At 65.2% G+C, this 25908-nt stretch carries 25 protein-coding genes, 4 tRNA genes and 5 pseudogenes; 9 read left to right on the top strand and 25 right to left on the bottom strand.

Going from position 1 to position 25908, the window contains the following annotated elements; translation table 11 throughout:
- Positions 1 to 65 precede the first annotated feature (65 nt).
- Positions 66 to 1148, bottom strand: coding sequence for a class I SAM-dependent methyltransferase (locus GA0071312_RS17445; protein WP_338056876.1), 1083 nt, complete (start codon positions 1146 to 1148; stop codon positions 66 to 68).
- Positions 1145 to 1987 carry a prolipoprotein diacylglyceryl transferase gene (lgt, locus tag GA0071312_RS17440; protein WP_074446325.1) on the bottom strand — a complete coding sequence of 281 codons (843 nt, stop codon included), beginning with the start codon at positions 1985 to 1987 and terminating at the stop codon, positions 1145 to 1147. Before lgt ends, GA0071312_RS17445 begins: the two co-directional genes overlap by 4 nt.
- A 219-nt stretch (positions 1988 to 2206) precedes the next feature.
- Between lgt and GA0071312_RS17435 the strand changes: the two genes are divergently transcribed.
- Complete coding sequence (locus GA0071312_RS17435; protein WP_074446324.1) at positions 2207 to 2476, top strand: accessory factor UbiK family protein; 270 nt, start codon at positions 2207 to 2209, stop codon at positions 2474 to 2476.
- 32 nt (positions 2477 to 2508) lie between these two features.
- Here the strand turns inward: GA0071312_RS17435 and GA0071312_RS17430 are convergent, their stop codons facing one another.
- Entirely contained in the window at positions 2509 to 3231 is a 723-nt protein-coding gene (locus GA0071312_RS17430; RefSeq protein ID WP_074446571.1) for a uracil-DNA glycosylase, read from the bottom strand.
- A gap of 183 nt (positions 3232 to 3414) precedes the next feature.
- On the opposite strand from GA0071312_RS17430, the gene GA0071312_RS17425 reads away from it, so the two are divergent.
- Positions 3415 to 3507 (top strand) — tRNA-Ser (locus tag GA0071312_RS17425).
- A gap of 59 nt (positions 3508 to 3566) precedes the next feature.
- On the opposite strand, the gene GA0071312_RS17420 is transcribed toward GA0071312_RS17425, so the two are convergent.
- The 10 genes from GA0071312_RS17420 to GA0071312_RS17375 form a co-directional block, all read right to left on the bottom strand.
- The gene (locus GA0071312_RS17420; RefSeq protein ID WP_074446323.1) at positions 3567 to 4046 is read right to left on the bottom strand and encodes a GNAT family N-acetyltransferase; all 480 of its coding nucleotides are present in this window, start codon (positions 4044 to 4046) and stop codon (positions 3567 to 3569) included.
- The gene (locus GA0071312_RS17415) at positions 4043 to 4882 is read right to left on the bottom strand and encodes an alpha/beta hydrolase (RefSeq protein WP_074446322.1); all 840 of its coding nucleotides are present in this window, start codon (positions 4880 to 4882) and stop codon (positions 4043 to 4045) included. The genes GA0071312_RS17420 and GA0071312_RS17415 overlap by 4 nt, the downstream gene beginning before the upstream one ends.
- A 118-nt stretch (positions 4883 to 5000) precedes the next feature.
- The gene (locus GA0071312_RS17410; protein WP_074446321.1) at positions 5001 to 6287 is read right to left on the bottom strand and encodes an aspartate aminotransferase type Ic; all 1287 of its coding nucleotides are present in this window, start codon (positions 6285 to 6287) and stop codon (positions 5001 to 5003) included.
- A 169-nt stretch (positions 6288 to 6456) separates the two neighbouring features.
- Positions 6457 to 7656, bottom strand: coding sequence for an MFS transporter (locus GA0071312_RS17405; RefSeq protein WP_074446320.1), 1200 nt, complete (start codon positions 7654 to 7656; stop codon positions 6457 to 6459).
- A gap of 13 nt (positions 7657 to 7669) precedes the next feature.
- The gene (locus tag GA0071312_RS17400) at positions 7670 to 8428 is read right to left on the bottom strand and encodes an SDR family oxidoreductase (protein ID WP_074446319.1); all 759 of its coding nucleotides are present in this window, start codon (positions 8426 to 8428) and stop codon (positions 7670 to 7672) included.
- Positions 8425 to 9714, bottom strand: coding sequence for a TRAP transporter large permease (locus tag GA0071312_RS17395; RefSeq protein ID WP_074446318.1), 1290 nt, complete (start codon positions 9712 to 9714; stop codon positions 8425 to 8427). Before GA0071312_RS17395 ends, GA0071312_RS17400 begins: the two co-directional genes overlap by 4 nt.
- Entirely contained in the window at positions 9690 to 10223 is a 534-nt protein-coding gene (locus GA0071312_RS17390) for a TRAP transporter small permease (protein WP_165604072.1), read from the bottom strand. The genes GA0071312_RS17395 and GA0071312_RS17390 overlap by 25 nt, the downstream gene beginning before the upstream one ends.
- A gap of 69 nt (positions 10224 to 10292) precedes the next feature.
- Positions 10293 to 11297 (bottom strand): TRAP transporter substrate-binding protein, encoded by a 1005-nt coding sequence (locus tag GA0071312_RS17385; protein WP_238947322.1) that lies wholly within the window; start codon positions 11295 to 11297, stop codon positions 10293 to 10295.
- Between the two features lie 120 nt (positions 11298 to 11417).
- Positions 11418 to 12590, bottom strand: a complete 1173-nt coding sequence (locus tag GA0071312_RS17380) for a CaiB/BaiF CoA transferase family protein (RefSeq protein ID WP_074446316.1) — start codon at positions 12588 to 12590, stop codon at positions 11418 to 11420.
- Between the two features lie 4 nt (positions 12591 to 12594).
- Positions 12595 to 13566 carry a hydroxymethylglutaryl-CoA lyase gene (locus GA0071312_RS17375; protein WP_238947321.1) on the bottom strand — a complete coding sequence of 324 codons (972 nt, stop codon included), beginning with the start codon at positions 13564 to 13566 and terminating at the stop codon, positions 12595 to 12597.
- Between the two features lie 141 nt (positions 13567 to 13707).
- Here GA0071312_RS17375 and GA0071312_RS17370 point away from each other — a divergent pair, with 141 nt between their 5' ends.
- Positions 13708 to 14433 (top strand): GntR family transcriptional regulator, encoded by a 726-nt coding sequence (locus tag GA0071312_RS17370; RefSeq protein ID WP_238947320.1) that lies wholly within the window; start codon positions 13708 to 13710, stop codon positions 14431 to 14433.
- 126 nt (positions 14434 to 14559) lie between these two features.
- Here GA0071312_RS17370 and GA0071312_RS17365 read toward each other — a convergent pair.
- Positions 14560 to 14636: transfer RNA gene (locus GA0071312_RS17365), tRNA-Pro, on the bottom strand.
- A gap of 125 nt (positions 14637 to 14761) precedes the next feature.
- Here GA0071312_RS17365 and GA0071312_RS17360 point away from each other — a divergent pair.
- Positions 14762 to 14836: transfer RNA gene (locus tag GA0071312_RS17360), tRNA-Gln, on the top strand.
- Between the two features lie 348 nt (positions 14837 to 15184).
- Here the strand turns inward: GA0071312_RS17360 and GA0071312_RS19795 are convergent.
- The 4 genes and pseudogenes from GA0071312_RS19795 to GA0071312_RS17340 all read right to left on the bottom strand — a co-directional run.
- Entirely contained in the window at positions 15185 to 15409 is a 225-nt protein-coding gene (locus GA0071312_RS19795) for a hypothetical protein (RefSeq protein WP_131817859.1), read from the bottom strand.
- A 346-nt stretch (positions 15410 to 15755) separates the two neighbouring features.
- A pseudogene (locus GA0071312_RS17350) lies at positions 15756 to 16223 on the bottom strand (transposase); the annotation flags it as partial.
- 270 nt (positions 16224 to 16493) lie between these two features.
- On the bottom strand, positions 16494 to 17519 hold the full coding sequence (locus tag GA0071312_RS17345) for an IS110 family RNA-guided transposase (RefSeq protein WP_074443356.1): 1026 nt from the start codon (positions 17517 to 17519) through the stop codon (positions 16494 to 16496).
- A gap of 85 nt (positions 17520 to 17604) precedes the next feature.
- Positions 17605 to 18405, bottom strand: a pseudogene (locus GA0071312_RS17340) (IS256 family transposase); the annotation flags it as partial.
- 244 nt (positions 18406 to 18649) lie between these two features.
- Between GA0071312_RS17340 and GA0071312_RS17335 the strand changes: the two are divergent.
- A pseudogene (locus tag GA0071312_RS17335) lies at positions 18650 to 19889 on the top strand (IS256 family transposase).
- Between the two features lie 12 nt (positions 19890 to 19901).
- On the opposite strand, the gene GA0071312_RS19790 reads toward GA0071312_RS17335, so the two are convergent.
- On the bottom strand, positions 19902 to 20159 hold the full coding sequence (locus GA0071312_RS19790) for a hypothetical protein (RefSeq protein WP_131817856.1): 258 nt from the start codon (positions 20157 to 20159) through the stop codon (positions 19902 to 19904).
- 60 nt (positions 20160 to 20219) lie between these two features.
- Here GA0071312_RS19790 and GA0071312_RS17330 point away from each other — a divergent pair, with 60 nt between their 5' ends.
- Complete coding sequence (locus GA0071312_RS17330; protein ID WP_074444054.1) at positions 20220 to 21425, top strand: IS256 family transposase; 1206 nt, start codon at positions 20220 to 20222, stop codon at positions 21423 to 21425.
- Here GA0071312_RS17330 and GA0071312_RS20175 read toward each other — a convergent pair whose 3' ends face one another.
- The 5 genes and pseudogenes from GA0071312_RS20175 to GA0071312_RS17310 form a co-directional block, all read right to left on the bottom strand.
- Complete coding sequence (locus tag GA0071312_RS20175) at positions 21426 to 21971, bottom strand: hypothetical protein (protein WP_165604068.1); 546 nt, start codon at positions 21969 to 21971, stop codon at positions 21426 to 21428. It lies immediately after the preceding gene.
- Positions 21972 to 22166: 195 nt separating this feature from the next.
- A tRNA-Gln gene (locus GA0071312_RS17325) sits at positions 22167 to 22240 on the bottom strand.
- A gap of 116 nt (positions 22241 to 22356) precedes the next feature.
- Complete coding sequence (locus GA0071312_RS17320; protein ID WP_074445963.1) at positions 22357 to 23124, bottom strand: SDR family NAD(P)-dependent oxidoreductase; 768 nt, start codon at positions 23122 to 23124, stop codon at positions 22357 to 22359.
- 35 nt (positions 23125 to 23159) lie between these two features.
- Positions 23160 to 23669 (bottom strand): annotated as a pseudogene (locus GA0071312_RS17315) (2,4'-dihydroxyacetophenone dioxygenase family protein).
- Between the two features lie 19 nt (positions 23670 to 23688).
- A pseudogene (locus tag GA0071312_RS17310) lies at positions 23689 to 24453 on the bottom strand (SDR family NAD(P)-dependent oxidoreductase).
- Between GA0071312_RS17310 and GA0071312_RS20410 the strand changes: the two are divergent.
- The 3 genes from GA0071312_RS20410 to GA0071312_RS20400 all read left to right on the top strand — a co-directional run bounded on the left by GA0071312_RS20410 (position 24334) and on the right by GA0071312_RS20400 (position 25680).
- A complete protein-coding gene (locus GA0071312_RS20410; RefSeq protein ID WP_238947348.1) occupies positions 24334 to 25140 on the top strand; it encodes a pyridoxal-phosphate dependent enzyme in 807 nt (268 codons plus the stop codon). The pseudogene GA0071312_RS17310 and the gene GA0071312_RS20410 sit on opposite strands and share 120 nt — an antisense overlap.
- The gene (locus tag GA0071312_RS20405; protein ID WP_238947319.1) at positions 25049 to 25240 is read left to right on the top strand and encodes a hypothetical protein; all 192 of its coding nucleotides are present in this window, start codon (positions 25049 to 25051) and stop codon (positions 25238 to 25240) included. The genes GA0071312_RS20410 and GA0071312_RS20405 overlap by 92 nt, the downstream gene beginning before the upstream one ends.
- 152 nt (positions 25241 to 25392) lie before the next feature.
- Positions 25393 to 25680 (top strand): hypothetical protein, encoded by a 288-nt coding sequence (locus GA0071312_RS20400; protein ID WP_238947318.1) that lies wholly within the window; start codon positions 25393 to 25395, stop codon positions 25678 to 25680.
- Positions 25681 to 25723: 43 nt separating this feature from the next.
- Here the strand turns inward: GA0071312_RS20400 and GA0071312_RS19465 are convergent.
- Positions 25724 to 25908 (bottom strand): amidohydrolase family protein (locus GA0071312_RS19465; RefSeq protein WP_165604083.1); only part of this gene is annotated, 185 nt, incomplete at its 5' end.

Below are 25908 nucleotides of genomic sequence, written 5' to 3'. Positions count from 1 at the left end.
ATTGTAAGCGAGCATGCGGCGCGGGCAAATCCCCCCCTCGTCGCATATGGTTGGCGCCTGCACGCTCAGCTGAAACCGGGCAGGGCGGGGCTGGCCGGGTGGCGCAGGCCCAGCACCTTGAACAGCCCGCCCATCGCTTCCGGCGTCGCATCGACGAGGCGTGCCCGCGCGGCTGCGATCTCGGCTTCGCGCTCCGGCGCGGCGGCGGCCAGTGCACGGGTGCGTGCGTCGATCCCCAAAGCCCGCAGGAAAGCGCCCTGGGTGACGACGGGCTCTGTCTGCGCCCCGGCGCTCTGCGCGGCGGCAGCGAGCTGGGCGAAATCGACATGGGCGGTGACATCCGCTTCGCCGGGCTCGGCCAGAACATCGGTGAAACCGTGATTGCGGATCGCCTGCAGTGTATCGGAGAGGCCGGAGCGGATATGCCCGTAATCGATGGCGAGCGCCGCGCCGCCATCGCGGGCGAGGCGCCCGGCAAGCGCACGCATCTGGGCGATCCCAGCCATCGGCCATTCGACCACCGCCCCCTCGCGCCCCGCAACGGTGATCTCGGGCATGGCCTCGCGCGCAAGGCCGAAACACAGCGATCCGTCATCGGCGAGCCCGACCAGCCGCTCGCGCCAGGCGCCCTCGGCGCGCACGAATTGCCGAAGCGGCAGGGCGTCGAAGAACTCGTTGGCGATGACGATGGCCGCGCCCTCGGGCACCGTATCGAGCGCCATGTGCCAGGTGCAGGGTACCGGCGCGCGCGAAAGCGTGTCACGCTGGCGGTCGATCAGGACGGGGCTCGTCTCGACCATATGTACCTGTGCCGCGTCGAGAAAACCCGGCGCCACGGCAGCGGCACGCAGGGCATCGCGCATCAGCGTCCCGCGACCAGGGCCGAGTTCGATGATCTGCACAGGCGCGGGGCCGCCGCGATCCAGCCAGACCTGCGCGGCCCAGAGGCCGATCAGTTCGCCGAACATCTGGCTGATTTCCGGCGCGGTGATGAAATCACCCTCCAGCCCGAGCGGATCGCGGGTCATGTAATAGCCGAATTGCGGATGGGACAGGCACAGCCCCATATAGCGCTCGACCGTGATCGGCCCGTCGAGGGCGATCATACGGGCGATCTCGCGCGCCAGGGGAGTGGCCGGCGCGCTCACGCCGATCCGGCCTTCGCCGATGGCGGACCACCGGGCCCGGTCAGGCCGCGCCGCGCGGCAATGATCGCCACGATTCCAACCAGCGCCAGTGGGAGTGATAGCAGCATCCCCATGGTCAGCCATTCGCCCATCAGGAAGCCGATCTGCGGATCCGGCTCGCGGAAGAACTCGCAGAAGACCCGCGCCACGGCGTATCCGATCGCGAAGATGCCTGCGAGCATGCCCGGACGGCGCATACCGAGAACGGCCACCGCGATCAGCATCACGATGAAGAGCACGAGGCCCTGGGTGGCGGCCTCGAAGAGCTGGGAAGGGTAGCGCGGGACGGGGCCGGCGAACGGGAAGATGACCGCGAAGGGAAAATCGGGCGCCGGGCGACCCCAGAGCTCGCCATTGATGAAATTCGCAATGCGCCCGAAGAACAGCCCGATCGGCGCGGTCACCGCCACGATATCGAGCATCGAGAGCCCGATCAGGCCATTTCGCCGCGCGAAGACAAAGGAGGCGATCACGGCGCCGAGGAGCCCGCCATGGAAGGACATGCCGCCCTGCCAGACGAAGAGGATCTCGTGAGGGCGCCCCAGATACGCGCCGAGATCGTAAAACAGCACATAGCCCAGCCGTCCGCCGAGAATCACGCCGAGCGCGATCCAGACGATGAAATCGTCGATCTGCTCCTTGCTCGGGCGCGGCACCTTGCCCCACAGACTCTCAGCGCCGGCGAGGCGCCGCGCCACCAGCCAGCCGCCGAGGAAGCCGGCGAGATAAGCCAGCGCATACCAGCGTATGACCAGGGGGCCGAGGGAAAACGCGATCGGATCGATATCGGGAAAGGACATGCGCGGCAAAACACTCCGGTTGCGGGTGGCGCCGGGCTGCTTGCCGCGACGACACCGAATCAGGTGAACTGCTTCATGCGGCGCGTCAAGATCATTGCGTGACGCCGACATGATCGCCAGATAACAATCTGGTCACGAGCCGCGACATGCCATAACACATGAGGCGGCACATGACGGCGACCGGGCTTGAGAGCCCGGCAACCGAAAGAGGAGGCGACCATGGCGCAATCATCGAACCGTATCCTGGAAGAGTTCTCGCGTCTGTTCACGGATGCGGCTGGCGCCGCGACGGGCGCCCGGCGTGAGGTCGAGGCGATCATGCGTGCCCAGGCGGACAAGTTCCTCAAGGACATGGACGTCGTCACCCGTGAGGAATTCGAGGCCGTGCGCGAGATGGCGATCGAGGCGCGCAACGAGAACGAGCGTCTCGCCGAGCGCATCGACGAACTCGAGGCCCGCCTCGTCAAGCAGACCAGCCGGCCGGACTGAGCGCGCCGCCGTGTTTCAATCGGGCAGGCGTCTCAATCATGAAGGCACCAGTCGATCGGCGCCTGCCCGCCGGCGTGCAGCCAGTCATTGGCGATGGCGAAATGCCGGTTGCCGCGAAAGTCGCGCTTGCGGTTGAGCGGCGAGGGATGGCCGCTCGTCAGGACGAGATGTCCGGTATCGCCAGCATGAGCCGCCACCTGCTCCGCCCGCGCGATCGCCCGCGCGCCCCAGAGCATGAAGACGATGCCCCGCTCCTGACGGGCGAGCGCGCCGATCACCTCGTCGGTGAGCGCATCCCAGCCGATCCGCAGATGCGCGCCGGAGCGCCCTGCCTGTGTCGTCAATGCGGTGTTGAGGAGCAGCACCCCCTGGCGCGCCCAATGACTCAGATCGCCGGTGCGGGGCATGATGCAAGCGCAATTCTCTGCCATTTCCGTGAAAATCACCTTCAGCGAGGCCGGCAGGCGCCGTGCGCCCACATAGGAGAAGGCGAGGCCATGGGCATCGCCGGGCGTAGGATAGGGGTCCTGGCCGAGAATCACCACCCGCGTCTGCGCGAGCGGCGTGAGCGTGAGCGCATTGAAGACGTTTTCCGGCGACGGGGTGATCGCCGTGCCGGCGGCGATCTCGGTATCGACTCGCGCCGCGACGCCATCGGCGCGCCCGTCGTGAAAGAACGGCAGATCAGCCCAGCCGCCGGGCGGGTTCGCGTCGCGGAAATCGGCCAGGGCCGCACGCACCGTATGCACCGTCATGACCACTCCGGAGTCACTTGCAGGATTTGCCGAAAGGCTCTGATAACAGAGCCCGTATCGCGCGGCGAGAGCCGCCTCGAGCCGTTGCGCGGTGGCCATGTCTCCCGTTCCACCGCGAAATCGCTGCGACCTCAATCGCAACCATTGACCGGCGCTTCACGAACCCTTATTGAAACCGGCGCCGGAGACGTGGCCGAGTGGCTGAAGGCGGCGGTTTGCTAAACCGTTAGGCGGGTATTCCCCGTCTCGGGGGTTCGAATCCCCCCGTCTCCGCCATGTCTTCTTCGGCGGAATCAGGTCGTTGGCGGTACCTGGTCGGGTTTGTCGGGTTCGCGTCACAGGCTCTTCATCATGATCCGCATGTCGTCGACGAAGCCTTGGGTGCGATAGGCGTCTATGGCTGCCTGGTTGGCGGCGAGGACGGTGATGGCGAGGCGGGGGAGGGCTTGTGCGCGGGCGGCATCCTCGACGCTGCCGATCAGGGCGCCGCCGATTCCGCTGCCGCGCCTTTCGCCTGCGACGACGAGATCGGTGATCAGCGCATAGCGACGCAGATGCGCCTGCAGATAGGGCTCGCCTTCCTCGATGACCCAGCTGATCATGCCGACGATGTCCCCCTGACATTGCGCCACGTTCACACCGCCGCCTGTGCGCGCAATACGTGCATCAAGGCTCGCCAGACATTCCCGTGCAGCCGCGAAATCGGTGCGCCGGTCGTCCGTCAGCGCCGCCTCGTGCCGGTTGAGCGCGTCGATCAATGCAACGAGGGCCGGCGTATCCTGCGCGGTGGCGGGGCGGATGGTCAGGCTGCTCACAGGGCGATGCTTTCGAGTTTCGCTGCCGGGTCGCCGTTCTCGATGCCCTCCATCAGGGTCTGAACCGCTTCCAGGCCGCCATCCTCGAACAGGCTGACATGCCCGCTCTCGGGAAAGGCGAGGAAGCGCTTCGGACCCGGCAGCGCTTCGTAGAGTTTGCGCCCGTCGGCGAACGGGACGACCTGATCGCGGCGTCCGTGCATGATCAGGGCCGGCGCCGTGATCTCAGCGACGAGATCGATCGAGCGGAACTGGTCGAGCATCAGAAGCCGCACCGGCACGATCGGATAGAGCCGCGCCGCGACATTGGCGGTGGAGGTGAAGGGGGCATCGAGAACGATGGCGCCGAGCGGGTTGTCGGCGGCAAGCCGCATGACCACGCCGGTTCCCAGCGATTCTCCGTAAGCGAGGATACGCGCGGGCTCCGCGTGCTCGCTTGCGAAGGCATAGGCGGCGCGGGCATCCGCATGCAGGCCGTCCTCCGTCGGAGAGCCGGTCGAGCCGGAATAGCCGCGATAACTCACCATCAGAACGCCGCGCCCGTCTTCCGCCAGCGCCTGGGCGCGAAAGCGCCGGTTCCACAGGCTGCCGCCATTGCCATGGAAATAAAGCACCAGCGTGCGTCCCTCTTCAGGTGGCTTCCAGAAGGCGCGCAATTCTTCACCGTCCTCAGTGGTGATCACCACATCGGAAAAACCGGAAAGCTGCGCTTCCTCGACATCCGTGACGCGCGCAGAGGCCGGGTATTGCAGCGCACGCTGGGTGGTGAACAGCATCGCCACGAGGCCGATATAGGCGACGAGGCCGATGATTGCGGTCCGCAAGATCCAGCGCATTCCCGGCCCCCGATTCACGCCGTCATGGATTCGATGGCGTGCGATTGCAAAGGAGATGGGCGAATATGGGGCAGCGCGCCGTTTCTGTCAGCCCTCCAGCTCAGCCTTGCCGAGGAGCTCAGCTGTTGAGGCGCGCGTCGCGCTCCGCCTCGAGAGCGGCGATGAGGATGCACAGGGCGATGCCCTGCGAGGCCGTGCGCACATCCTCCAGGGGCGGGAAGCTCGGGGCCAGGCGCAGATTGGCATCCTGCGGATCATGCCCGCCCGGCCATGTGGCGCCGGCCGGCGTGAGGGCGATGCCGAGCTCGCGCGCCAGCGTCACGACCTTGCGCGCCGTTCCCGGGCGCGCATCGACGCTGATGAAATAGCCGCCCCGTGGCCGGCGCCATTGCGCGATGGCGAGATCGTCGAAACGCTCGCGAAGCGCGGCATCAACAGCGTCGAATTTCGGTGCAAGGATGGCGCGATGGGCATCCATATGGCGCTTCAGGCCTTCCGCATCCCCGAAGAAGCGCAGGTGGCGCAGCTGGTTGAGCTTGTCCGGCCCGATCGAGCGCCGCCCCGCCATCTCCAGGAACCAGCCGACATTCGCCGGGCTCCCCCCGAAAAACGCGAGCCCCGCACCGGCGAAGGTGATCTTCGAGGTGGAGGCGAAGACGAAGGCGCGGTCGTCATGGCCCGCCTGCGCGCAGGCGGGGAGAATATCTTCCAGCACCGCTGGATCCGGGGTGAGATGGTGCACCGCATAGGCGTTGTCCCAGAAAAGCCGGAAATCCGGCGCGCCCGTGGGCATCTGCGCCAGCCGGCGCACCGTTTCCGGGGAGTAGATCTCGCCCGTGGGATTGGAATAGAGCGGCACACACCACATCCCCTTGACCGCAGGGTCGCGCATATGGGCCTCGACGACATCCATATCCGGACCCTCGCCGGTCATGGGGACCGGGATCATGCGGATGCCGAAGGCCTCGCACAGGGCGAAATGCCGGTCATAACCCGGTGAGGGGCACAGGAAGGCGGGTGCGCTCTCGCGCGACCAGGGCTGCGTCGAGCCCGGCACCCCGTGCAGCATCGCCCAGGCGAGGCAGTCATGCATCAGCGCGAGGCTCGAATTCTCGCCCACCACGACCTGCTCCGGCGGCGCCCCGAGGAGGCCCGCGAAGAGGGCGCGCACTTCCGGCAGCCCCTGCAATCCGCCATAATTGCGCGCATCTTCGCCGGATGCCGTGAAGACGTCCTGTGGACCGAGATTGCCGAGCATCGCATCAGCGAGATCGAGCTGCGCCGCCGAGGGCTTGCCCCGGGTCATGTCGAGGTGCAGCTTAAGAGCCTGGAAGGCCTCGAAATCCGCCCGCGCGGCGGCGATGCGGTCCTGCAGGGCAGAGAGCTCGAGATCGTGAAGCTGCATGGGGCGGGCTCGTTTCGGATCATGGCGCAGCCGCGCTGCGGCGCAAATGGCATATTGCCTGATACTATCACGATTTTCGGTCGATTTCTCAAGGTCGAAGGCGTTTTTGCGGTTGTGGCCGTGATCCCGGATACCGTGCGGCCCCCTCGGGCCGGTCACGGTCATGCCGTCAGCGCCACAGAGCCTCCGGGCGCGCGGTGCCCAGAGCGGCCAGCGCGCCGATCAGGGAGGGGATGACGAGGAAGCCGTAGGTGAAACTGTAGGAATCGGTCAGGGCGTGGATCTGCACGAAGGCCGGTGGCGCAAACAGCACGCCGGCAAAGGCGGCGAAGGTGCCAAGCCCCGATGCTGCGCCGATCAGCCCCGGCGGCGAGACCCGCACGATCTCGGAGACGAACACCCCGTTCCAGCCCACTGCCGAAACGCCGAACGCCACCGCGAGCCCATAGCTGACGAAGCCGGGGGTTTGCGGGGTGATCAGCGCGAAACCGAGCGCCGATGCGGCGCTGATCAGGCCGATCACCACCAGCACCGCGCCATTATGCTGGATCCGGTCGGCGACGATGCCCCAGGCGATGCGCCCGATCACGCCGGAAACCTGGATCACAGCGAGCAGCGTCCCGGCCCGCACGAGGCTCATGCCGAGTTCGAACACGGCGAAGGTGACGACGAAGGTCATCAGGCACAATTGCACGCCGCCGAAGCAGAAGGCGCACAGGCACAGCCAGCGCAGACCCGGCAATTGCAGCGCCTCGCCCGCACCGCGCAGGGCGCCGATACCCACCGAGGCCCCGGGCGTGCGCTCGGCATCCCAGGCCGGACGCGGCGGGGCGAGCGCGAGCACCGCCAAGAGCGCCACCGGGGTGATCGCGATCAGGGCCACCTGCCAGCCGAAGGCGATGGCAATGGCCGGCGTGATGATCCCCGCCGCGATGCCGCCAAGCGGCACGCCGGTCTGCTTGATCGAGAAGATCAGGCCGCGATTGCCCTTGTGGGTATGGCGCGCAAGCAGATGCGCAGCGGACGGATTGGTCAGCCCGTGCGCGGCACCGATCACGATCGAGGCGACGACGATCGCCGCCGCGCCGGGAAACGTCGCCACGAGGCAGCCCGCGCCGCAGGCCGCGAGCGCGATCTGGCTCACCCGCGCGCCGCCGAAACGCGTCACCAGCGAGCCGGCGAGCAGCGAGACGCCGGCGCCCACCGCATAGACGATGGCGATCTGATAGCCGATGACGATGGCCGGCAGCCCCACGCTCTCGGCCACGACCGGGGCCATGGCGGCCAGCGCGAGCACGCTCCAGGAGACGAGGATCTGCGTCGTCAGGGTGGCGGCCAGCACCGCGCCGAGTTCGCGCCGCGCGCTCATGTGCGGGCCCGCATCAGAACGAGGCCGAGAGGCCGGCATCCACGGTCAGGATGTGGCCGTTGACATAGGATGCGGCGTCGCTGGCGAGAAAGACCGCAGCACCGGCGATCTCGTGCGGTTCCCCCCAGCGGCCGAGCGGGATGTGTTCCTCCACGAAACGCTGCACCCCGGGATCGCGGGTCATCGCCGCGTTGGTCTCGGTCGCGAAGAAGCCGGGCGCGATGCCGTTGACGAGCACGCCATGGGGGGCAAATTCCATCGCCATGGCGCGTGTGAGAGCAGCGAGCCCGCCCTTCGCAGCCGTATAGGCGGCGTCGTTGGGGCGTGCGCGCGGGCCGGCGATCGAACAGATATTGATGATCCGTCCTGCGCCCCGCGCCATCATGGCCGGGACGAGCGCCCGGGTGAGGGCATAGGGCGCGGCGAGATCGGCATCGAGCAGATCGAGAAAGGCGGCATGGTCAATCGCGCTGACGGGCCCGCGATGGCGGCGCCCGACATTGTTGACGAGGATATCGATCGTTTGGCCCGCCCCGGCGAGATCCGCCAGCGCAGCCTCGCGCCCAGCCGCATTGGCGATGTCGAAGGCGCAGGCCTGCGCGCGCCCGCCCGCTTCGCTGATCGTCTCGACCACCGGCGCGAGCCGGTCCGCATCCCGCCCGTTGACGATCACATGCGCGCCCGCCTGTGCCAGCGCTTGCGCAATCGCCCGGCCCAACCCACGCGAGGCGCCGGTGACGAGGGCGGTGCGATGGCCGAGAGAAAACATCATCGGATAAGTCCGGGCAGGAAGGTGACGATCTCAGGCACCAGGATGATCAGGCCGATCACCGCAAGGATCGGGATCAGGAAGGGCAGCACCGACATCACCACCTGTTCGAAGCGCAGCCCCGTGATCTCCACGAGCACGAACAGCACATTGCCGAATGGTGGCGTGATCACGCCCACCGAAAGCGTGATCACCATCAGGATGCCGAAGAAGACCGGGTCGATCCCCAGAGATTGCACCGTCAGCATGAAGATCGGCGTGAAGATCAAAACCGCCTCGACCACACTCATGAAGCAGCCGATGACGAGGAAGAACAGCGCGATGAAGATCAGGATCACGGTCAGGCTGACATCGAGATCCATCAGCATCATCGCCAGTTCCTGCGGAATCCGCAGCCGCACCAGCAACCAGCCGTAGAATGTGGCGATGGCGATGATGAACATGATGATCGAGGTGAACCGCACGGTGCGGGCGAGCACGTCGATCAGATCCTTGAAGGTCACGTCGCGATAGACCACGAAGCCGAGGAACATCGCATAGAGACAGGCGATGGCGCCGGCCTCGGTGGGGGTGAAGATGCCGGTCCAGATGCCGCCGATGATGATCAGCGGGGTGAGCAGCGGCGGCAGGGCGCGCCAGAACAGCCGCACCAGCTGCATCAACTGCGGGCGTGGCGAGCGCGGCATCTCGATCCAGTAGGAAACGACGAAACAGGTGATCATCAGGGCGATGCCGATCATCACGCCGGGCACCACGCCGGCGACGAAGAGCGCCGCGATCGAGGTTCCCGAAAGCCAGCCATAGACCACCATGGCGATCGAGGGCGGGATCACCGGGCTGATGATCGAGGCCGCGCCGGTGATGCCGGCAGCGAAGCGCATCGGATAATTGCGCTCGCGCATCGCCTTGATCTCGAGCTGGCCGATGCCGGCCACATCCGCCACGGCGGTGGCCGACATGCCGGCGAAGATCATCGAGGCGACGACGTTCACATGGCCGAGCCCGCCCCGGATGAAGCCGACGAGTGCATTGGCGAAATCGAAGATGCGGTTCGTTACCGAACCCACATTCATCAAAGACGCGGCGAAGATGAAGAAGGGGATGGCGAGGATGGGGAAATTGTTGAGCCCGCGCAGCATCTGAAGCGCGAACAATTCCGTCGGAATCGCCTGCCAGCCCCCCTGGATGACGAGCACCGCAAGGCAGGTGAGGCCGATCGAGACCGCGATGGGAACGCCCAGTGCAAACAGGACGATCATCAGGCCTAGGAAGATGTAGAGGTACTCCATTCGAGCCCCGCGTCGAGATCGGCGACCATGGCGCGCCCGCGTATCAGCAGGCGCACGAGATGCAGAAGGGAAAAGACGATCATCGCGCCGACACCCAGCGCGAGGGCGAGATACAGCCAGGTATAGCTGATACCGAGCGCCGTCGTCGCCATATGCGCGCTGGAGCGCATCATGCCTGCGGCGCCGGCGAAGATGATCACGAAGAGCGACAGCGAGGCGAGCTCGATGAAGATGCTCAGGATCCAGCGGGCCGTCAGCCCGACCCGGCGCAAAAGCACGTCGATCGCGATATGGCGACGGCGCGACCAGGCAGCGGCCGAGCCCAGCATCACCATCCAGGCGAGCAACCCGGCGCCGATCTCCTCGGACCAGGGCACCGATATCCGCAGCACCTGACGCCCGAAGACCGACCAGGCGATCACGCCGACGAGGATCAGCATCATCACCACGGCGACGAGTTCGAACAACCGCGCGACGCGGGTTTCGAGCCGGTCGATCCTGTCCAGCATGATGATTATCCCGAAAATGATGAAAGAGGGCGGCATCAACGCCGCCCTCGGGATGTGCTCGTGCGAGCCTTACTGCGTCGCGGCGATGGCGGCGTCGATGTCGCCCATCACGCTATCGGCCTTGTCGGCCAGTGCCCGTTCGACGGCGGGAGCGGCCTTCTCGCGGAAGGGGCCCTGATCGACGTCGATGAACTCCATGCCACGTTCGATAAGCGCCTCGCGGTAGTATTCGTCACGCTCCATCTCCACGGCGATGCCGTGCTGGCGCGCTTCCTCGACCGCTTCGAGCACCATGGCGCGATCATCCTCGCTGAGACCATCCCACCAGGAGGCGGAGGCGACCCAGTGCCAGGGGAAGGAGAGATGCGCCGTGGTGATGATATAGTCCTGCACCTCCCACATCTGGCGGGTATAGGGCGAGGCGAGCGAGTTCTCGTGCGCCTCGACCTGGCCGGTGCGCATGGCGAGATAGATATCCGGCGCGGGGATGACGACCGCCTGCACGCCGAGCTCTTCCCAGACATCCACCCAGACGGGGATCTGCGGCAGGCGCATGGTCAGGCCGTCGAGATCGTCGGGCGAGTTGATCGGCTTGGCCGAGGTCATGTGGCGGAAGGCGCGCATCTGGGGCCCGAGATAGACGAGATTGCCGCGCTCCAGTGCTGCCGCCTGAAGCGCCTCGCCGGATTCCGTTTCCATGATGTAGTGCTCGACCGCATCCCAGCTGGGGAAGACGAAGGGCACCGAGACGGCGTCGTAATCGGCGGCGTATTCACCCATGAAGGCGCCGCCGGTCAGCGCCATCTGGGTCTGGCCGAGGCTGAGCAGCTGCAACACGTCGGTTTCGTTGCCGAGCTGGCCGCCGAGATAGATGTCAACGCCCAGACGACCGTCGGAACGCTCGGCGATGATTTCCTGGAAGCGCTGCAGGGCGGCTTCTTCCGAGCCGCCGGCGCTCATCGTATTGTGGATCTCGATCTGCTGCGCCTGCGCATCGCTGACGCCAAGTGCACCGAGGGCGAACAGGCCGGCGACCGTAGCGGCGGGGATGGTCTTTTTCAGAGTATGTAGCATTCGTTTCCCTCCCTTTGAATGATCCGGCATGCTTGTTGCCGGTTTCTTGCATGCCCTTGCGGCGTTGGCCCCGTTGAGCGTCTCATCGGTAACCTTCACCGTTACGACATGCAATCTCCTTCACCCGGACCGCTGCGCGAGACGTGCGCGCAGGGGGCCGAGAATCTCTTCGTCATGCGCGCCGAGCTCGGGTGCCGGCAGGCGTGCCTCGCATGGCGTCTCGCTGAGCTTGACGGGAAAGCCGAGCATGCGCACGTCGCCATGGCCGGGATGATCGACCGAGATCACCATTTCCTGTGCCGCGACCTGCGGATCGGCGAAGACCTCGCCGAGATCCTGCACCTTGCCGCTGGGTACGCCGGCGGCGTTGAGGGCCGCGATCCAGTGCGCCTGGCTCTCGTCCTGCATGCGCGCGTCGATGATTTCCTTGAGTTCGTCGCGCAGGGGAAAGCGCTTGGTATTGTCGTCGTAGCGGGGATCGTCGAGCAGATCTTCGAGGCCGATCGTGCGCATGAACTTGCGCAAAACGACATCGTTGCTGGCCGCCACCGCGACCTCGCCGTCGCTTGCCTTGTAGAGCCCGTAGGGCGCGACGAGGGGATGGTTGTTGCCGGTGCGCAGCGGAAGCTGGCCGGTGAGCAGGTGCTCGCTCGCCAGATAGGCCATGAAGGAGAGAATGCCGTTCATCAGCGCGCTCTCCACATGCTGGCCGCGCCCGTTGAGATCACGCGCACGCAGGGCACAGACGATGCCGAAAGCGGCATAGAGCCCGCCCACGAGATCGGTGATCGGCTGGCCCGAGCGCATCGGCTCCTGATCGGCGCGCCCGTTGACGCTCATGAAGCCGCTCATTGCCTGGATGATGAAATCGAAGGCGGGCAGATCCGCCATCGGCCCGGTGCTGCCATAACCGCTGATATTGGCCGTGACGAGCCGGGGATTGAGCGTGTCGAGCCGCGCCTTGTCGAAACCCATCTTCGCGAGCACGCCGGGGCGGAAATTGTCGACGAGGACATCCGCGTCGCGGATCAGTTCGGCCAGCAGCGCCTTTCCCTCATCTGCGTAGAGATCAAGCGTGACGGATTTTTTATTCCGGTTGAAGGAGGCGAAATACCAGGACAGGCCGTCCTTCAGCGTACCCTGCCCGCGCACCGGATCGCCCTTGCCGGGCGGCTCGACCTTGATCACCTCCGCGCCCATATCGCCGAGCAGCATCGAGCAGAACGGGCCGGACAGCACACGGGTGAGATCGACGACGCGGATGCCGTCGAGGGGTTGCTTCAGATCCGGCATCTCTTCACCCGCAGGCCGTGGCGACGGCATCCAACGCGCTGGTCTTCAGCCGCGGGCCTGCCTTCGCCGCCTGACCGGGGAGCTTGCGTCCCATCACCCCCTCCATCCAGGCGGCGGCCTCGGTGACGGCGATGGCGTCGATGCCGGTCTCGACCCCGCATTCATGCAGCATGTAGACGAGATCCTCCGTGGCGATGTTGCCTGTGGCGCCCGGCGCGAAGGGGCAGCCGCCGAGCCCGCCGATGGAGGATTCGAAGATCGTGATCCCCTCTGCCAGCCCCGCATGCACATTGACGAGGCCGATGCCGCGCGTGTTGTGGAAATGCAGGGCGATCTCGGATTCCGGCACCTCCCTGCGCAGGGCCTTGCAGCGCTCCGCCACGAGCGGCGGCGTCGCCATGCCGGTGGTATCGCCCAGCGTCACATGGGTGATGCCCATCTGCGCATAGGCCTTCGCGATATCGGTGATCGCACCGACATCCACCTCCCCCTCGAAAGGGCAGCCGAAGCTGGTCGCGATGGCGCCCTGGACCTTGATGCCGGCCTCGCGGGCGATCGCCACGACTTCGCGAAAGCCCTCCAGCGATTCGGCGCGCGCGCGGTTGACGTTTTTACGATTATGGCTCTCGGAAGCCGAGAGGAAGACGACCATTGCGTCCACACCCGCCTCGGCCGCCGCCACGGCGCCGCGCGGATTGGGCACCAGCGTGGTGAGGCGGATGGGCCGCCCGCGATCCACCCCGGCGACGACTTCGGCTGCGTCGCGCAATTGCGGCACGGCGCGGGGCGAGACGAAGGAGGTCGCTTCGAATTCGCGTATGCCTGCTGCCGCAAGCCGGTCGATCATCGCGATCTTGTCTGACGTCGCCACGAATTCCGGCTCGGCCTGCAAGCCGTCGCGCGGGCCCACCTCGACGATACGAACCCTTTGCGGAAAGCCGTAGCGTCGCGCATATGCGGCGTTGCGATTCATCATTCGTCCCCTGCCGGCCCGGTCCTGCACTGGTTTTTCAGCGCCTTGACGGGCACCGTCTTTTTCTTTTCGCCCAAATGGCGTACCATGATGGTATACCAACCAGATCAGCGCCGGCAAGCCGCCGCAGACGGAGAATTCGGGTTGAACGAAGCATCCATGACGGGCGAAGCCGCACAGGCCGGTCTATCGGAGGGGGGCGGACGGGCGCAGGACATCTATGAAAGATTGCGCGACGATCTGCTCGCGCTGCGTCTCGTGCCGGGCGAGCGGCTCTCCGAGCGCAATCTCGAGCGCCGGCTCGGCGCCTCGCGCACGCCGATCCGCGAGGCGCTGATGCGGCTCGAAGCGGAGGGGCTGGTGCAACGCGGCGAGGGCGGGCTGCGCGTGGCGCCGCTCGATCTGGACGAGTTGCTCGAGGTTTTCGAATTGCGCATCGAGACCGAGGCGCTCGCCGTGCGGCTCGCCTGCAGCCGCGCCGATCATGCCCGGCTCGATGCCTTGCAGGCACGCATGGACGGCGTCCTCGCCGATCCCTCCCCTGATGCCTGGTACGCGATCGGCACCGATTACCATATCGAGCTCGCCGCATTGTCCGGCAATCGCTTCGTGCATCGCAGCGTGCGCGACGCCGTGACCCGCATCGCCCGGGCGCGCTGGCTGATGGCGAGTTCCGAAGCGGGGCGCTGCGCCGCCCATCGCGAGCACAGCGCCATCGTGGCGATGATCCGCGACAACCGCCCCGACGAGGCCGAGGCGGCGATTCGCGCCCATATCGGCATCGTGCGCGACAGCCTCGTTACCGCCATGCGCGAGGAGCATCGCGGCTGGAAGGCGCGTGGCGTGCAGATGATGATGGGGCAGGGATAACGCGGATCTGATGCATCGCCGCAAACGAGGCAACCCGTGCCTGCCGGCGCAGAATCGGGAAAATCTGACAGACTTGGGAAAATGGACTTGGGAAAATGGACTTGGGAAAATGGACTTGGGAAAAATTGGTCGGAGTGGCAGGATTTGAACCTGCGACCCCCTCGTCCCGAACGAGGTGCGCTACCAGGCTGCGCTACACTCCGAACCGCTGGTGGGGCATCCTATAGCGCCCATGGACGTCGCTCGCAAGCATCAAATTGCCCGATCGGACCTGCAAAAAGGCGTTGCATCCCCGCACGCGCGGCACTATGTTCCGCGCGCTTTCCAATGGGGCGTAGCCAAGTGGTAAGGCAGCGGTTTTTGGTACCGCCATGCGCAGGTTCGAATCCTGCCGCCCCAGCCAATCAGCCTTCAAGTATCTGAAATATAACGGGAAAATTCCCCGTTATCAAGGCTCGGACTCCAAGTGTAACACAGCGCTGCAACACAGGGCTGGCACACATGGCACAGGTCTCCTACATCCACAGATGACGGGCGGTCTATTGATGGCGGCGGCGTCTCGGGGACATGGCACCCGCCTGTCCGCACGGTATCCTCGCGATCAGTCTCGCGACGAAGGACCTGGCCGTCGCCCGCCGGCGTGGAGCGGAAATGACGATGATGAGCGAGGAAATCGCGATACAGATCAAGGAGGGGCGTCTCTCTCGTGCTGATGCAACGACATTGCTCAAAGCGGTGGCTCGCAAACACGTCAAGAAACTCGATTCGATCGCACGGGTTGATTTAAGCCGATGGCGATACCGACACGCTTAATGGTGTTCGTGGTGATCGTATTGCAGGTGCCGTGTACAGACTGGTTGCGATGAATGGCGCAGGCGCTCAGCCTGCCGATATCGACGATGAATAACGGCTGAGTTGCGGTCTGAATCCAGCGGTCAAACCCATCATGATCCGAACGCTCGAACAGCATCGCCATCAGGGATTGATCCCGCCCAATCCGGAGAAACTTGCTGATCTGCACAAGACGCATGTCTCCGGGAACCCGGTGAGCGCGTTGAAACTCATTGACGCGAAAGACGCCTCTCTGCGCAAAATGGCGCCTGCCTGATTTCTCACACAGCGGCGCCGGAGCGACAAGCGCGACGCTGATCCCGCCGGAACGGCAGTGCCGAGCGGTCGATGCAGCGCTCCCTCCCCTCTCCCTCCTGTACAGACTGGAGACAAGGTGAACAGGTGTTCGGGGACATGGTGAACACTTTGAGGCATGAGCGGGGAGGGTTCGCGCTCACGAGCTATGCGGGATTTTGGGTGATACGGCCTGATCAGGCGGCGCGGTTTTCGGTACCGTTTACGGCGACACCGTTGGTGAATCTGACACCTTCGATGACCATTGGCAACTGCTTCGCGCCCTTCAGGCGGCGCCATGTCTTTGCGGCGGCCTGAACGAGCTTGAAGACCATGAGCTTCGCGGTCTTCTGCGACAATGCTCCCTTGGTCCGCACGGTTCGATGCCTGACGGTGGCGAACACGCTCTCGATCGGATTGCCGGTGCGCAGGTGATCCCAGTGATCGGCGGGGAAACCGTAGAATGCCAGCAAGGCTTCGCGGTCTTTGGTGAGACAGGTCACGGCCTTCTCGTATTTGGCGCCGTATTTCTCGGCGAAGGTGTCGATGGCGGTTTCCGCCGCGGCGCGGGTTTCGGCCTGCCAGATCTCGCGCAGATCGGCCTTCACCGCCGGCTGCATGGATTTCGGGAACTTGTTCAGGACGTTAGCCGTCTTGTGAACCCATGTATGGATGCCCCCGTTCGTGCAAGAGGTTTCTGCTCGGCTCAAGCGCGTGATCGGGTGCGGTCATGTATCAGGCCTTGAGATGCGGCTCTGAACGGACCGCGGGCCAGTATGGAGATACGCGGATCGAGTGCACATCAACAGCGCGAGCTCGAGGCTCTTTGGGTTCAAATGCTTTTCTCGATCCCGATCTGACCGATCGTTTGCCCTTACCTTGCTGTCGACTTCCTCACACGCCCAACGGCCCGGCTGCCTCGGCTGATGTCGTCATCAGACCGCGGCGACCGGACCCCTGAAGTTCTCTCCCCGCGTCGACATCGCCCAGATCCCGCGCGCCATCTTATTGGCCAGCGCGATGGCGACGACCATGCGTGGCTTGCGGGCCAGCATGCGTGCGAGCCAACTGCCTTCCGGCGCGCCCTTCCTGACGGCCCAGCGGACCACCGACATCGCGCCGATGATCAGGAGACGCCGTATGTCGCGCTGCCCCATCTTGGACGTTCGTCCGAGGATCTGCTTCCCACCGGTCGATCGCTGGACAGGGACGAGCCCCGTCCAGGCTGCGAAGTCGCGTCCACGCCTGAACGTCTCCATCGGCGGGGCGAAGGTCTGGACCGCCATCGCAGTCAGCGGGCCCACGCCAGGCATGGTCATCAGTCGTGCGGTGTCTTCTTCCCGCGCCGCTTCGCGCTTCAGCACCTTGTCGAGATCCGCGATCCTGCCGGAGAGCAGTTCGATCTGCTCGAGATAGAGGCGCCCCAGCTCGATCACGAGCGTCTCGAGACGCGAGCCGGCTGCCTCCAGCGCGTCCGCCAGCACCTTGACATGAGCCGGCCCCTGCGGCGCTATGAGGCCGTGCTCGGCGAGGTGGCCCCGCAGTGCGTTGATGAGCTGCGTGCGCTGCTTGACGAGGAGGTCCCGCGTCCGGAAAGCCATCGCCTTCGCCTGCTGCGCCTCGGATTTGACCGCGACGAAGCGCATGGTCGGGCGACCCGCCGCCTCGGCTATCGCCTCTGCGTCGGCCGCGTCGTTCTTCTGCCGCTTGACGAACGGCTTGACGTAGATCGGCGGGATCAGGCGGACCTCGTGACCGAGCTCGCCGATCGCGCGGCCCCACTCGTGGGCCGTCGCACACGCTTCCATAGCAACGATGCAGCGCGGCTGCTTGGCAAAGAAGCCGAGAACCTGCGAGCGACCCAGCTTCTTGCGGAAGCCGACGCTACCGTCCGCTCGCGCGCCGTGCGCCTGGAAGACCCGCTTTGCGAGGTCAAGGCCGATGATGCTAATGTTGTCCATGGATGCTTCCTCCTCTCGTGAATGACCTGCAGATCACCACGTTGGCACATTGCGATGCCGTTGGGAGGGGGCATCCAATCCATCAACAGCGCTGATGATGCGTTCCCGGGAAGACCTCGTCGAGGGCCTTCCAGAACCCCATGCCGCCATCGCCCACGGCGATCTCGGGCGGCACCTTGAGGCCGCGGGCCTTGATGTCGACCAACAGTTCGCGCCAGCTCTGCGCGCTCTCGCGCATGCCGACCTGGAAGCCGACGAGCTCCTTCTTCCCCTCCGGCGTGGCGCCGAGAATGACCAGTATGCACTCGGCCTGCGGTTCCATGCGGGCCTGCAGATAGACACCGTCGGCCCAGATATAGACATACCGCCGGGCCGAGAGATCACGGCCCTGCCAGCGATCGTATTCCTGCTGCCAATCGCCCGTCAGACGGGAGATGACACCAGGCGACAGGTTCGGTGCATCTACCCCGAGCAACGCTGACAGCGCTTCCTGGAAATCGCCGGTGGAGATCCCGCGCAGATAGAGCACCGGCAGCAGGGCATCGAGGCTTTTCGACCGCCGGGCCCATTTCGGCAGGATGCTTGAGGTGAAGCGGACCTTCTTCTCCGCGGGCATATCGGTGGCCCGGTCGCGGACTTTCGGGCGGCGCACGTCGAGCGGACCGATGCCGGTCTGAATGCTGCGCTGTGGCCCATAACCATGCCGGACGATCCGTTGCCGGCCATCCGGCAAAGCCTCCTCGGCATATTGCTCCACAAAGGTATCGGCTTCGGCCCGAAGTGCCGCCGCAAGCATCCTGCGGGCGCCGTCACGGGCAATTTCTGTCAGAGGATCCGCAACAGATCCGGGCTGGTACAGCGGGGTAATCGTGATATCATCTTTCATAGGCGTATCGTTCCTTTTGGAAGTTCTGGCAGGCTTCAGCACCCGCCACGATACGCCACCTCCTCAAACTGCGTCACCCAGATTCGCGTATAGCTCCGCGCTCACCGTTTCAGGAGTGTTCGATTGTGGATCAACGCGAGGAGTTTGGTCGTGTCGCGAAGGTGGTGGAAATTTGAAGGCGGCGTAATCTCCGGGTGATTCAACCCACCCAACCGGCGGCAGCAACCGCCAGGGAGATCACGCCATGGACCAGACTACAGACACGACCACGCCAGCGCTACTGTGCAGCGACGTCGGCTACGATCCCATCGAGGATCGGCTTCGGCAGAACATCCGCGCTACGATCGAGGCGCTGTTCGAGGAAGAGCTCGCGGCCGTCATCGGGCGCTGCCGCTATGACCGCGGCGGCGGCTTGAAGAAGGGCTATCGGCACGGCCATCGCGACCGCCAGCTCGTCGGCACCTTCGGAACCGAAACGGTCAGCGTGCCGCGCGCGCGGATCGAGAACGAAGAGGGCAAGATCACGGAATGGCGATCACGGGCGCTGCCGCGTTATCAGCGTCTGACGAAGAAGGCCGAGGCCCTGATCGCCTCGGTCTATCTGGCCGGCACGAACACGCGGCGGGTCAAGCGCGCGCTGTTCGGCCTGTTTCAGGGGGCGGTCGGCAAGGATGTCGTCAGCCGGGCCTGGCGCAAGGTGAAGGTCGACTGGGACGCGTGGTGCGCACGCAGCCTCGCCGATGAGGACATCGTCCGTCTGATCCTGGACGGCACCGTCATCAAGACCCGTCTGGACCGCAAGGCCACGAACATCTCGGTGCTGGCGGCAATCGGCGTGCGCCGCGACGGGCAGAAGGTGTTGCTCGCCATCAAGAACACGGGCGGCGAAAGCAAGGCGGCATAGGGCGGGTTCCTCGGGCGGGTTCCTCGCCGATCTCGATGCGCGTGGCCTGAAGCGACCGGACTTCGTCATTGTCGATGGCGCTCCCGGGCTGGAAGCCGCCCTCATTGCGCTCTGGGGCGAAGAGCTGCCGATCCAGCGGTGCACGGTGCACAAGCACCGCAACCTTCTCGGCCATGCCCCGAAGCGCATGCACGACGAGCTGACCGAGGACTACCGCGACATGATCTACGCCGACACCGCTGCCGAGATCGAAATCCGGCGCAAGGCGTTCCTGCGCAAATGGCGCCTGAAATGCCGTGCGATCACCGACAGCCTCGAGGAAGCCGGGGATAGGCTCTTTGCCTTCACCTGCCTCGATCCGTCCCAGTGGAAGTCGGCACGAACGACAAACGCGATCGAGCGGCTCAACGAGGAATTCCGCCGCCGGATCAAGACGCAGACCGTGCTGCCCTGCGCCGAAACCGTGCCGATGCTGCTCTGGGCACTGCTCGCCTCCGGTCAGATCCAGCTGCGCAAGGTCGATGGATGGGAGACGCTTTCTCAACCGATCGAACCGATCAAGCTTGCCCTCGCCGCCTGAGAAGCGGAACCTTCACATGCCCGGAACACATCGCCAGGGAATTTCCACCAGATATAAGACACGACCTTCCTCGGCGCGCATATCGAGAGATTGTGCGAAGAGCTTGCTGAAGAGCAGGCGCTCGTCATGGCTGTTCGCATCCTGCCGAGCAACCGTCTGCCGTTGCGATTCGGTATCGCTTTTTGAGATATCGCGAGGCGTTTTGTCGGGTAGCGTCCAAGGAGCTGGTGTAATTTCAGTGCCGTCAACGGTGTGATCCTGGGTGGCCATCGAGGTGTATGGTCGAGGTGGAGTTTGCTGACTTCAACCCCGGACCACATGGAGACCCCGATGACCAAGACGAACATGGACCTGTCCGAACTTCTGGCCAAGCACGATCAGGGAGACTTTCTGCGCAGCGTTGCCGAGGCCGTCCTGCAGCTGATCATGGAGGCGGATGTTGAAGGCCTGATCGGCGCTGGCAAGCACGAGCGCAGCGGCGAACGCACAACGTGGCGTAACGGGTATCGAGAGCGCGCTCTCGATACCCGTCTGGGCACGCTGAACCTGCGGGTTCCCAAGCTGCGTCAAGGCAGTTACTTCCCGGGCTTTCTCGAAGCGCGCAAGACCTCGGAACAGGCGCTGGTGGCCGTCATCCAGGAGGCGTGGATCAGTGGTGTCTCGACCCGTCGCGTCGATGAGCTGGTGCAGGCCATGGGGCTGAGCGGCATTTCGAAGAGCACGGTGTCGAAGCTGTGCAAGGACATCGACGAACGTGTCGGCGAGTTCCTGAACCGCCCGCTCACCGGCGAATGGCCCTATCTCTGGCTCGACGCCACCTATCTGAAGGTGCGCCAGGGCGGACGGATCGTACCAGTCGCCGCAATAATCGCCGTGGCCGCCAACACCGAGGGACGCCGTGAGATCATCGGCCTCGGTATCGGCCCGTCCGAGGCCGAGACATTCTGGACCGAGTTCCTTCGATCCCTGCGCGTTCGCGGCCTGGGGGGCGTCAGACTGGTCATCAGCGACGCGCATACAGGCCTCAAAGCCGCCATCGCCCGGGTCTTCGAAGCAACCTGGCAACGCTGTCGCGTCCACTGGATGCGCAACGCCCTGGCCCATGTCTCGCGTGGTCAGCATACTGTCGTCGCCGCTGCCATCCGACAGGCCTTCGATCAACCCGACCGCACCCATGCCGGCGAAACCTGGCGCAAGGTCGCAGAGCAACTGCGCCCGCGCTGGCCAAAACTGGCCGATCTCATGGATGCCAGCGAGCACGACGTGCTGGCCTACATGTCATTCCCGCGCCAGCATCGCACCAAACTGCACAGCACGAACCCAATTGAACGTCTGAACAAGGAGGTCAAGCGACGCGCCGACGTCGTCGGGATCTTCCCCAATGAAGCATCCATCATGCGTTTGATCGGCGCCGTGCTCTTCGAGCAGAATGACGAATGGCAGACATCAAGCCGCTACATGATGGTCGAGGCATTCGCACAGATCGACAAGGAAGAGATCGATCCCATCCTCAGCATAACCACAAAAGCCGCCTGATCATGACCTCAGGCCATCCAGAAAATTACACCAGCTTGACGGACGCGACCTTTTGTCGGAAACAGAACACAGATTGTCCGAATGCGTGGTGCCCGTAGCACTTTGCGGAACAATGGCATGTCCGAGCATATGTGCAGGGTCAGCGATGTCGGACGAACGCAAGCCGGGTGTCTCACCGTCTCTTGCAAGCCCGAGCGCAGCACGGACACCTTGTGCCCGCGCGTACCACTCATGTATCGGCAATGCCCTCCAACCTGAGCCAAGACCGTGGCGGCACGCGATCGCAATGGCGGTATCAAGGTAATGCAGGGCGAGTGCAAGATTGAGACGGCGGCCTGCTACACCAAGCACAAGCTGATCATCTGGAACAGGCAGATTCGCAGCGTCAAAGCGCTCCTTGACGAAAACGTCATCGTAAAGAGAGCGGCCTTGGTCATGTGCCACAAGAAGTTCTCGGGCCCTCTCTAAATGAATGAGCGCCTGATTCCACGCAGACATGCCCGTCACCCGCCCACGCAGACATGTGTCGTGACGCTTCGGCATCATGCGTCCCTCGCCCCGACGGACAGCCCGGCGCAAGAGCGCGCCGTCCGGCTCGCAGAAGGGTCGGCGTGAGCGGCTGTTGCACGGCGATTTGTGCCGGTGGACAACATTAATCGAGACCCTTGAGATGGTGCTGAGCCCGGAGCCCGGAGCCCGGAGCCTCAAGTGTCTGATTTAATTGTTTTTATCCGAAAAAACTGGCTGGGGGACCTGGATTCGAACCAGGACTAGCGGAGTCAGAGTCCGCGGTTCTACCGTTAAACTATCCCCAGCATTCGCGGCGAACCATCCGCGAGGGGCGATGCGACGCAGCGCCGCCGATCGATGGCGCGTATTTAGCGAGCGCAGAGCGGCTTGTCCAGTCCCTTCACGCAGCGAAATCCGGCTTTCATTGCGCCGTCCAGCCGCCATCGACCAGGAGCGAGGTGCCCGTGACGAGGCGCGAGGCGTCGCTGGCGAGAAAAACCACCGCGCCCATCAGGTCCTCGGCCTCGCCGACACGACCGAGTGCGATCTTCGACACGACGCTCTGCTCGAATGCGGGATCGGCCAGCATGCCCGCCGTCATCGGTGTGCGGATGAAGGTCGGGCACAGTGTGTTGACGCGGATACCCTCCTTGCCGACCTCCCAGGCAAGCGCCTTGGTGAAGCCCTCCATGGCGTGTTTCGTGGCGCAATAAACCGTGCGATTCGCACCGCCGACATGCCCCATCTGCGAGGACATGTTGATGATCGACCCGCCCTTGCCGGCGGTGATCATGCCTTTCACCACCGCCCGCATCAGGAAATAGGCCGCGCGCACGTTCAGATCGGTTACCGCGTCGTAATCGGCGGGTGTCATCTCGGTGAGCGGCGCAGGGCGGTTCATGCCGGCATTGTTGACGAGGATGTCATAAGGGCCGTTTTCTGCAACGAAGGCGGCGCTCGCATCGATATCGGTGACGTCGAGCGCATGGGCGCGGGCCGCAAAGCCCTCCTTGCCGAGCGCCTCGGCGAGGGCGGTGATCTCGTCGCCGCTGCGTGCCACGAGATCGACGGATGCGCCCGCCTGGGCCAGCGCACAGGCGGCGGCGAGGCCGATGCCGCGTCCGGCGCCGGTCACGAGGGCACGTCTTCCATCGAGGGAGAAGGAGGGGGTGCGCGGCAGCGGTTCCATGACGAGGCTCCTTGCGAAAAGCGGCGCTGACGGCGTCAGCGGATATACTGGTCGATATAATCGGCCCCGAGACCGTTTTGCGCATAAAAGGCGCGGCATTTGTCGAGCCGGGTGAAGACGTCGTCATAGCCCGTGACATTGCCGTCGGGATCGACATAGATCATCGCGCCGTTGACCTGAAACAGCGTGATCATTTCCTCGACATGCGGATCGACCACGAGCGTATGGGTCTCGCCCGGCGCCTCATAGACATAGCCGCCCTCGCGCGCCACCCAGTCATGCTCCAGATAGCGCCATTCGCCGCGCAGCACGAAAACCGTGCACGGGCTGGGGATGGCGATGACGCGAGAGCACGCCGGATTTGCGCACGCGCAGAAGGTTCATCCAGTAGCCGCGCGTGACGCTCAGGCAGAGCGGGCGGAACCAGACATTCTCCTCCACCGGCACCCAGACGCGCTCATCCGTGGGGATGGCGTCGGGGACGATCAGCTCGGGGGAGATTCGGCAGGCTGAGGGTGGCGGTAGGGGGTCCATTTGTCGTTCATGGTGTTTCCTCCAAATCGTTCAGACGCTCGCATAACCGCCATCCACCGGCAGGATCGTGCCGGTGATGAAGCCGGCGGCGGGTGAGGCGAGAAAGAGCGCGGGCTGCGGCGATCTCCTCCGGCGTTCCGAAACGGTCCATCGGCGTGCGCGCGAGGATCGGACCGGCGCGGGCGGGATCGTCCTGCAGGGCCTGTGTCAGGGGCGTGGCAATCCAGCCGGGTGCGAGCGCATTGACGCGCACGCCCTGCGGCGCCCAGGCGGCGGCGAGGCTGCGGGTGAGCTGCGCGATGCCGCCCTTGGAGGCAGAATAGCCCGGCACGCGCGGCCCGCCGAAGAAGCTCAGCATCGAGGCCAGATTGATGACGCAGCCGCGCCCCGCCGTGAGCCGCTCCAAAGCAGCGCTGCACAGGCGCATGCTGCCGTTGAGATTGATGTCGATGACCTGCGCGAACACGTCCGGATCATGCTCCGCATCGCGACGGATGATGCCCGCGGCATTGACGAGCACTGCGAGGCGCTCGGGCAGTGCGTCGATACAGGATGTGATGGCGGCGGGGTCGCGCACGTCGAGATCGATGAAGCGGATGCCGGCATTGCCGGGGTCGCGCGCGGCTTCATCGGGGAGGGATCGCCGACGCCGCCGGCTATGACCTGCGCGCCATGATCGCGGAAGGCACGGGCGCAGGCGAGCCCGATCCCGCTGGTCCCGCCGGAGACGAGCACATGCTGCCCGGCGAAGAGATCGCCGGCGAAGGTGGCTTTGGTCGCGGGCGTCGCGTTCATGGCGTTCTCTCGGGTCGACATCGGCTGTCCCTGCCGTTGCGGCAGGTGCGGTATCAACGACTATCGTTGCGTGAGCGGGCCCGATCAATGGGCGTTTCGCGCATGTGCGTGTTGAGCGATCCCGGAATGGCGCCAGGCGGGATCGCATGGCGGAGCGCGCGCGGCTATGCTCGTGCGAACCACTTCTTCATCGAGGGATGCGGGATCGCGCGGCTCATGCAGGACAGTTTCGCCAATCCGTGGCGCGGCAGTGGAATCGCTGTCGATGCGCCGTTTCCGCTCGACGATGCCGGTGATGTCGCCCGCCTCCTCGCCGCTTGCCCGGCCCATGCGCCGACGCCGCTGCATGAGGTTCCCGCGCTCGCCACGCGCGCCGGCGTTGCACAGATCTTCCTCAAGGACGAGCGCGCCCGGATGGGGCTCGGCAGCTTCAAGGCGCTGGGTGCCGCCCATGCGATCGCGCGCGCAGCGTCGCAGAATGTGCAGGACAATGATTGGGCGCACGCGCTTTCCGGGTGGATCTACGTTACCGCGAGCGCAGGGCAATCACGGGCTCTCGGTCGCTGCCGGTGCGCGTCTGTTCGGGGCGCAGGCGGTGATCTATCTCGCACACAGCGTGCCCGAGGCCTTCGCCGAACGGCTTGCGGCGAAGGGGGCGCAGGTGGTGCGCGCAGGCGCGACCTATGAGGAGAGCATGGCGGCGGCTGAGAAGCCGCGCGCGCGCCGGGTCATACGCTTCTGTCGGACAGTTCCTGGCCGGGCTACACGGAACTGCCCCTGCGGGTGATGGAGGGGCTATCTCCAGCTCGCCGCCGAGGCCACAGCGCAGATTCATGCGGCGCCGACGCATATCCTGCTCCAGGCCGGTGTCGGCGGGCTCGCCGCTGCCGTCGCGGCCATGCGCGGGCCGTCTGGGGGGATGCGCCGACCATCATCGTCGTGGAGCCGCAAGCCGCGCCGGCATTGATTGCGAGCATCCGGGCCGGCCACGCGGTCACGACGCAGGGACCGGTCTCCGCCATGGGGCGGCTCGATTGCAAGGCGCCGTCGCTGATTGCGCTCAAAGGGCTTTCGCGCGATGCGGATATCTTCGTCACGATCAGCGAGGAGCAGGCCGCGCGGGCCGTGGGCATCCTCGCGCAAGAAGGCTTCGCCCGACACCATCGGGCGCTGCCGGGATCGCGGCGCTCTTCGCCGGGCTCGATTGCGGGCACGACGCGCGGGTGATGGCGATCCTCAGCGAGGGGCGGGGGGGGCGTGAAACCGCGCCTCAAGCCACCCGCTTTCCCTTCACCCATGTGACGACCGGGGTACCGTTCACCTCGCGAAAGCGGATGATGTCGGCGCGCAAGCCCGGTTCGAGCGCGCCGCGATCGGTCAGGCCTGCGGCGCGGGCGGCGTTGCGGGTGACGGTGGCGATGCCGGCCGGCAGATCGTCGCTCTGGCGTGCCAGCG

Source organism: Saliniramus fredricksonii (genome assembly GCF_900094735.1).
Classification (GTDB): domain Bacteria; phylum Pseudomonadota; class Alphaproteobacteria; order Rhizobiales; family Beijerinckiaceae; genus Saliniramus; species Saliniramus fredricksonii.
Note: the sequence above shows the minus strand (reverse complement) of the source record. Positions and strands in the feature narration are given on the sequence as shown.

Bases quoted from the DNA above. Each gene is read 5' to 3' on its own strand.
- GA0071312_RS17375 (WP_238947321.1), bottom strand. From the start codon at position 13,566: ATGATGAATCGCAACGCCGCATATGCGCGACGCTACGGCTTTCCGCAA.
- GA0071312_RS17390 (WP_165604072.1), bottom strand. From the start codon at position 10,223: ATGCTGGACAGGATCGACCGGCTCGAAACCCGCGTCGCGCGGTTGTTC.
- GA0071312_RS19790 (WP_131817856.1), bottom strand. From the start codon at position 20,159: ATGGCCACCCAGGATCACACCGTTGACGGCACTGAAATTACACCAGCT.
- GA0071312_RS17345 (WP_074443356.1), bottom strand. From the start codon at position 17,519: ATGGACAACATTAGCATCATCGGCCTTGACCTCGCAAAGCGGGTCTTC.
- GA0071312_RS17430 (WP_074446571.1), bottom strand. From the start codon at position 3,231: ATGACGGTGCATACGGTGCGTGCGGCCCTGGCCGATTTCCGCGACGCG.
- GA0071312_RS17395 (WP_074446318.1), bottom strand. From the start codon at position 9,714: ATGGAGTACCTCTACATCTTCCTAGGCCTGATGATCGTCCTGTTTGCA.
- GA0071312_RS20175 (WP_165604068.1), bottom strand. From the start codon at position 21,971: ATGATGCCGAAGCGTCACGACACATGTCTGCGTGGGCGGGTGACGGGC.
- GA0071312_RS17380 (WP_074446316.1), bottom strand. From the start codon at position 12,590: ATGCCGGATCTGAAGCAACCCCTCGACGGCATCCGCGTCGTCGATCTC.
- GA0071312_RS17385 (WP_238947322.1), bottom strand. From the start codon at position 11,297: ATGCTACATACTCTGAAAAAGACCATCCCCGCCGCTACGGTCGCCGGC.
- GA0071312_RS17320 (WP_074445963.1), bottom strand. From the start codon at position 23,124: ATGGAACCGCTGCCGCGCACCCCCTCCTTCTCCCTCGATGGAAGACGT.
- lgt (WP_074446325.1), bottom strand. From the start codon at position 1,987: ATGTCCTTTCCCGATATCGATCCGATCGCGTTTTCCCTCGGCCCCCTG.
- GA0071312_RS17410 (WP_074446321.1), bottom strand. From the start codon at position 6,287: ATGCAGCTTCACGATCTCGAGCTCTCTGCCCTGCAGGACCGCATCGCC.
- GA0071312_RS19795 (WP_131817859.1), bottom strand. From the start codon at position 15,409: ATGGCGATGCTGTTCGAGCGTTCGGATCATGATGGGTTTGACCGCTGG.
- GA0071312_RS17415 (WP_074446322.1), bottom strand. From the start codon at position 4,882: ATGCGCTGGATCTTGCGGACCGCAATCATCGGCCTCGTCGCCTATATC.
- GA0071312_RS17330 (WP_074444054.1), top strand. From the start codon at position 20,220: ATGACCAAGACGAACATGGACCTGTCCGAACTTCTGGCCAAGCACGAT.
- GA0071312_RS17400 (WP_074446319.1), bottom strand. From the start codon at position 8,428: ATGATGTTTTCTCTCGGCCATCGCACCGCCCTCGTCACCGGCGCCTCG.
- GA0071312_RS17405 (WP_074446320.1), bottom strand. From the start codon at position 7,656: ATGAGCGCGCGGCGCGAACTCGGCGCGGTGCTGGCCGCCACCCTGACG.
- GA0071312_RS17435 (WP_074446324.1), top strand. From the start codon at position 2,207: ATGGCGCAATCATCGAACCGTATCCTGGAAGAGTTCTCGCGTCTGTTC.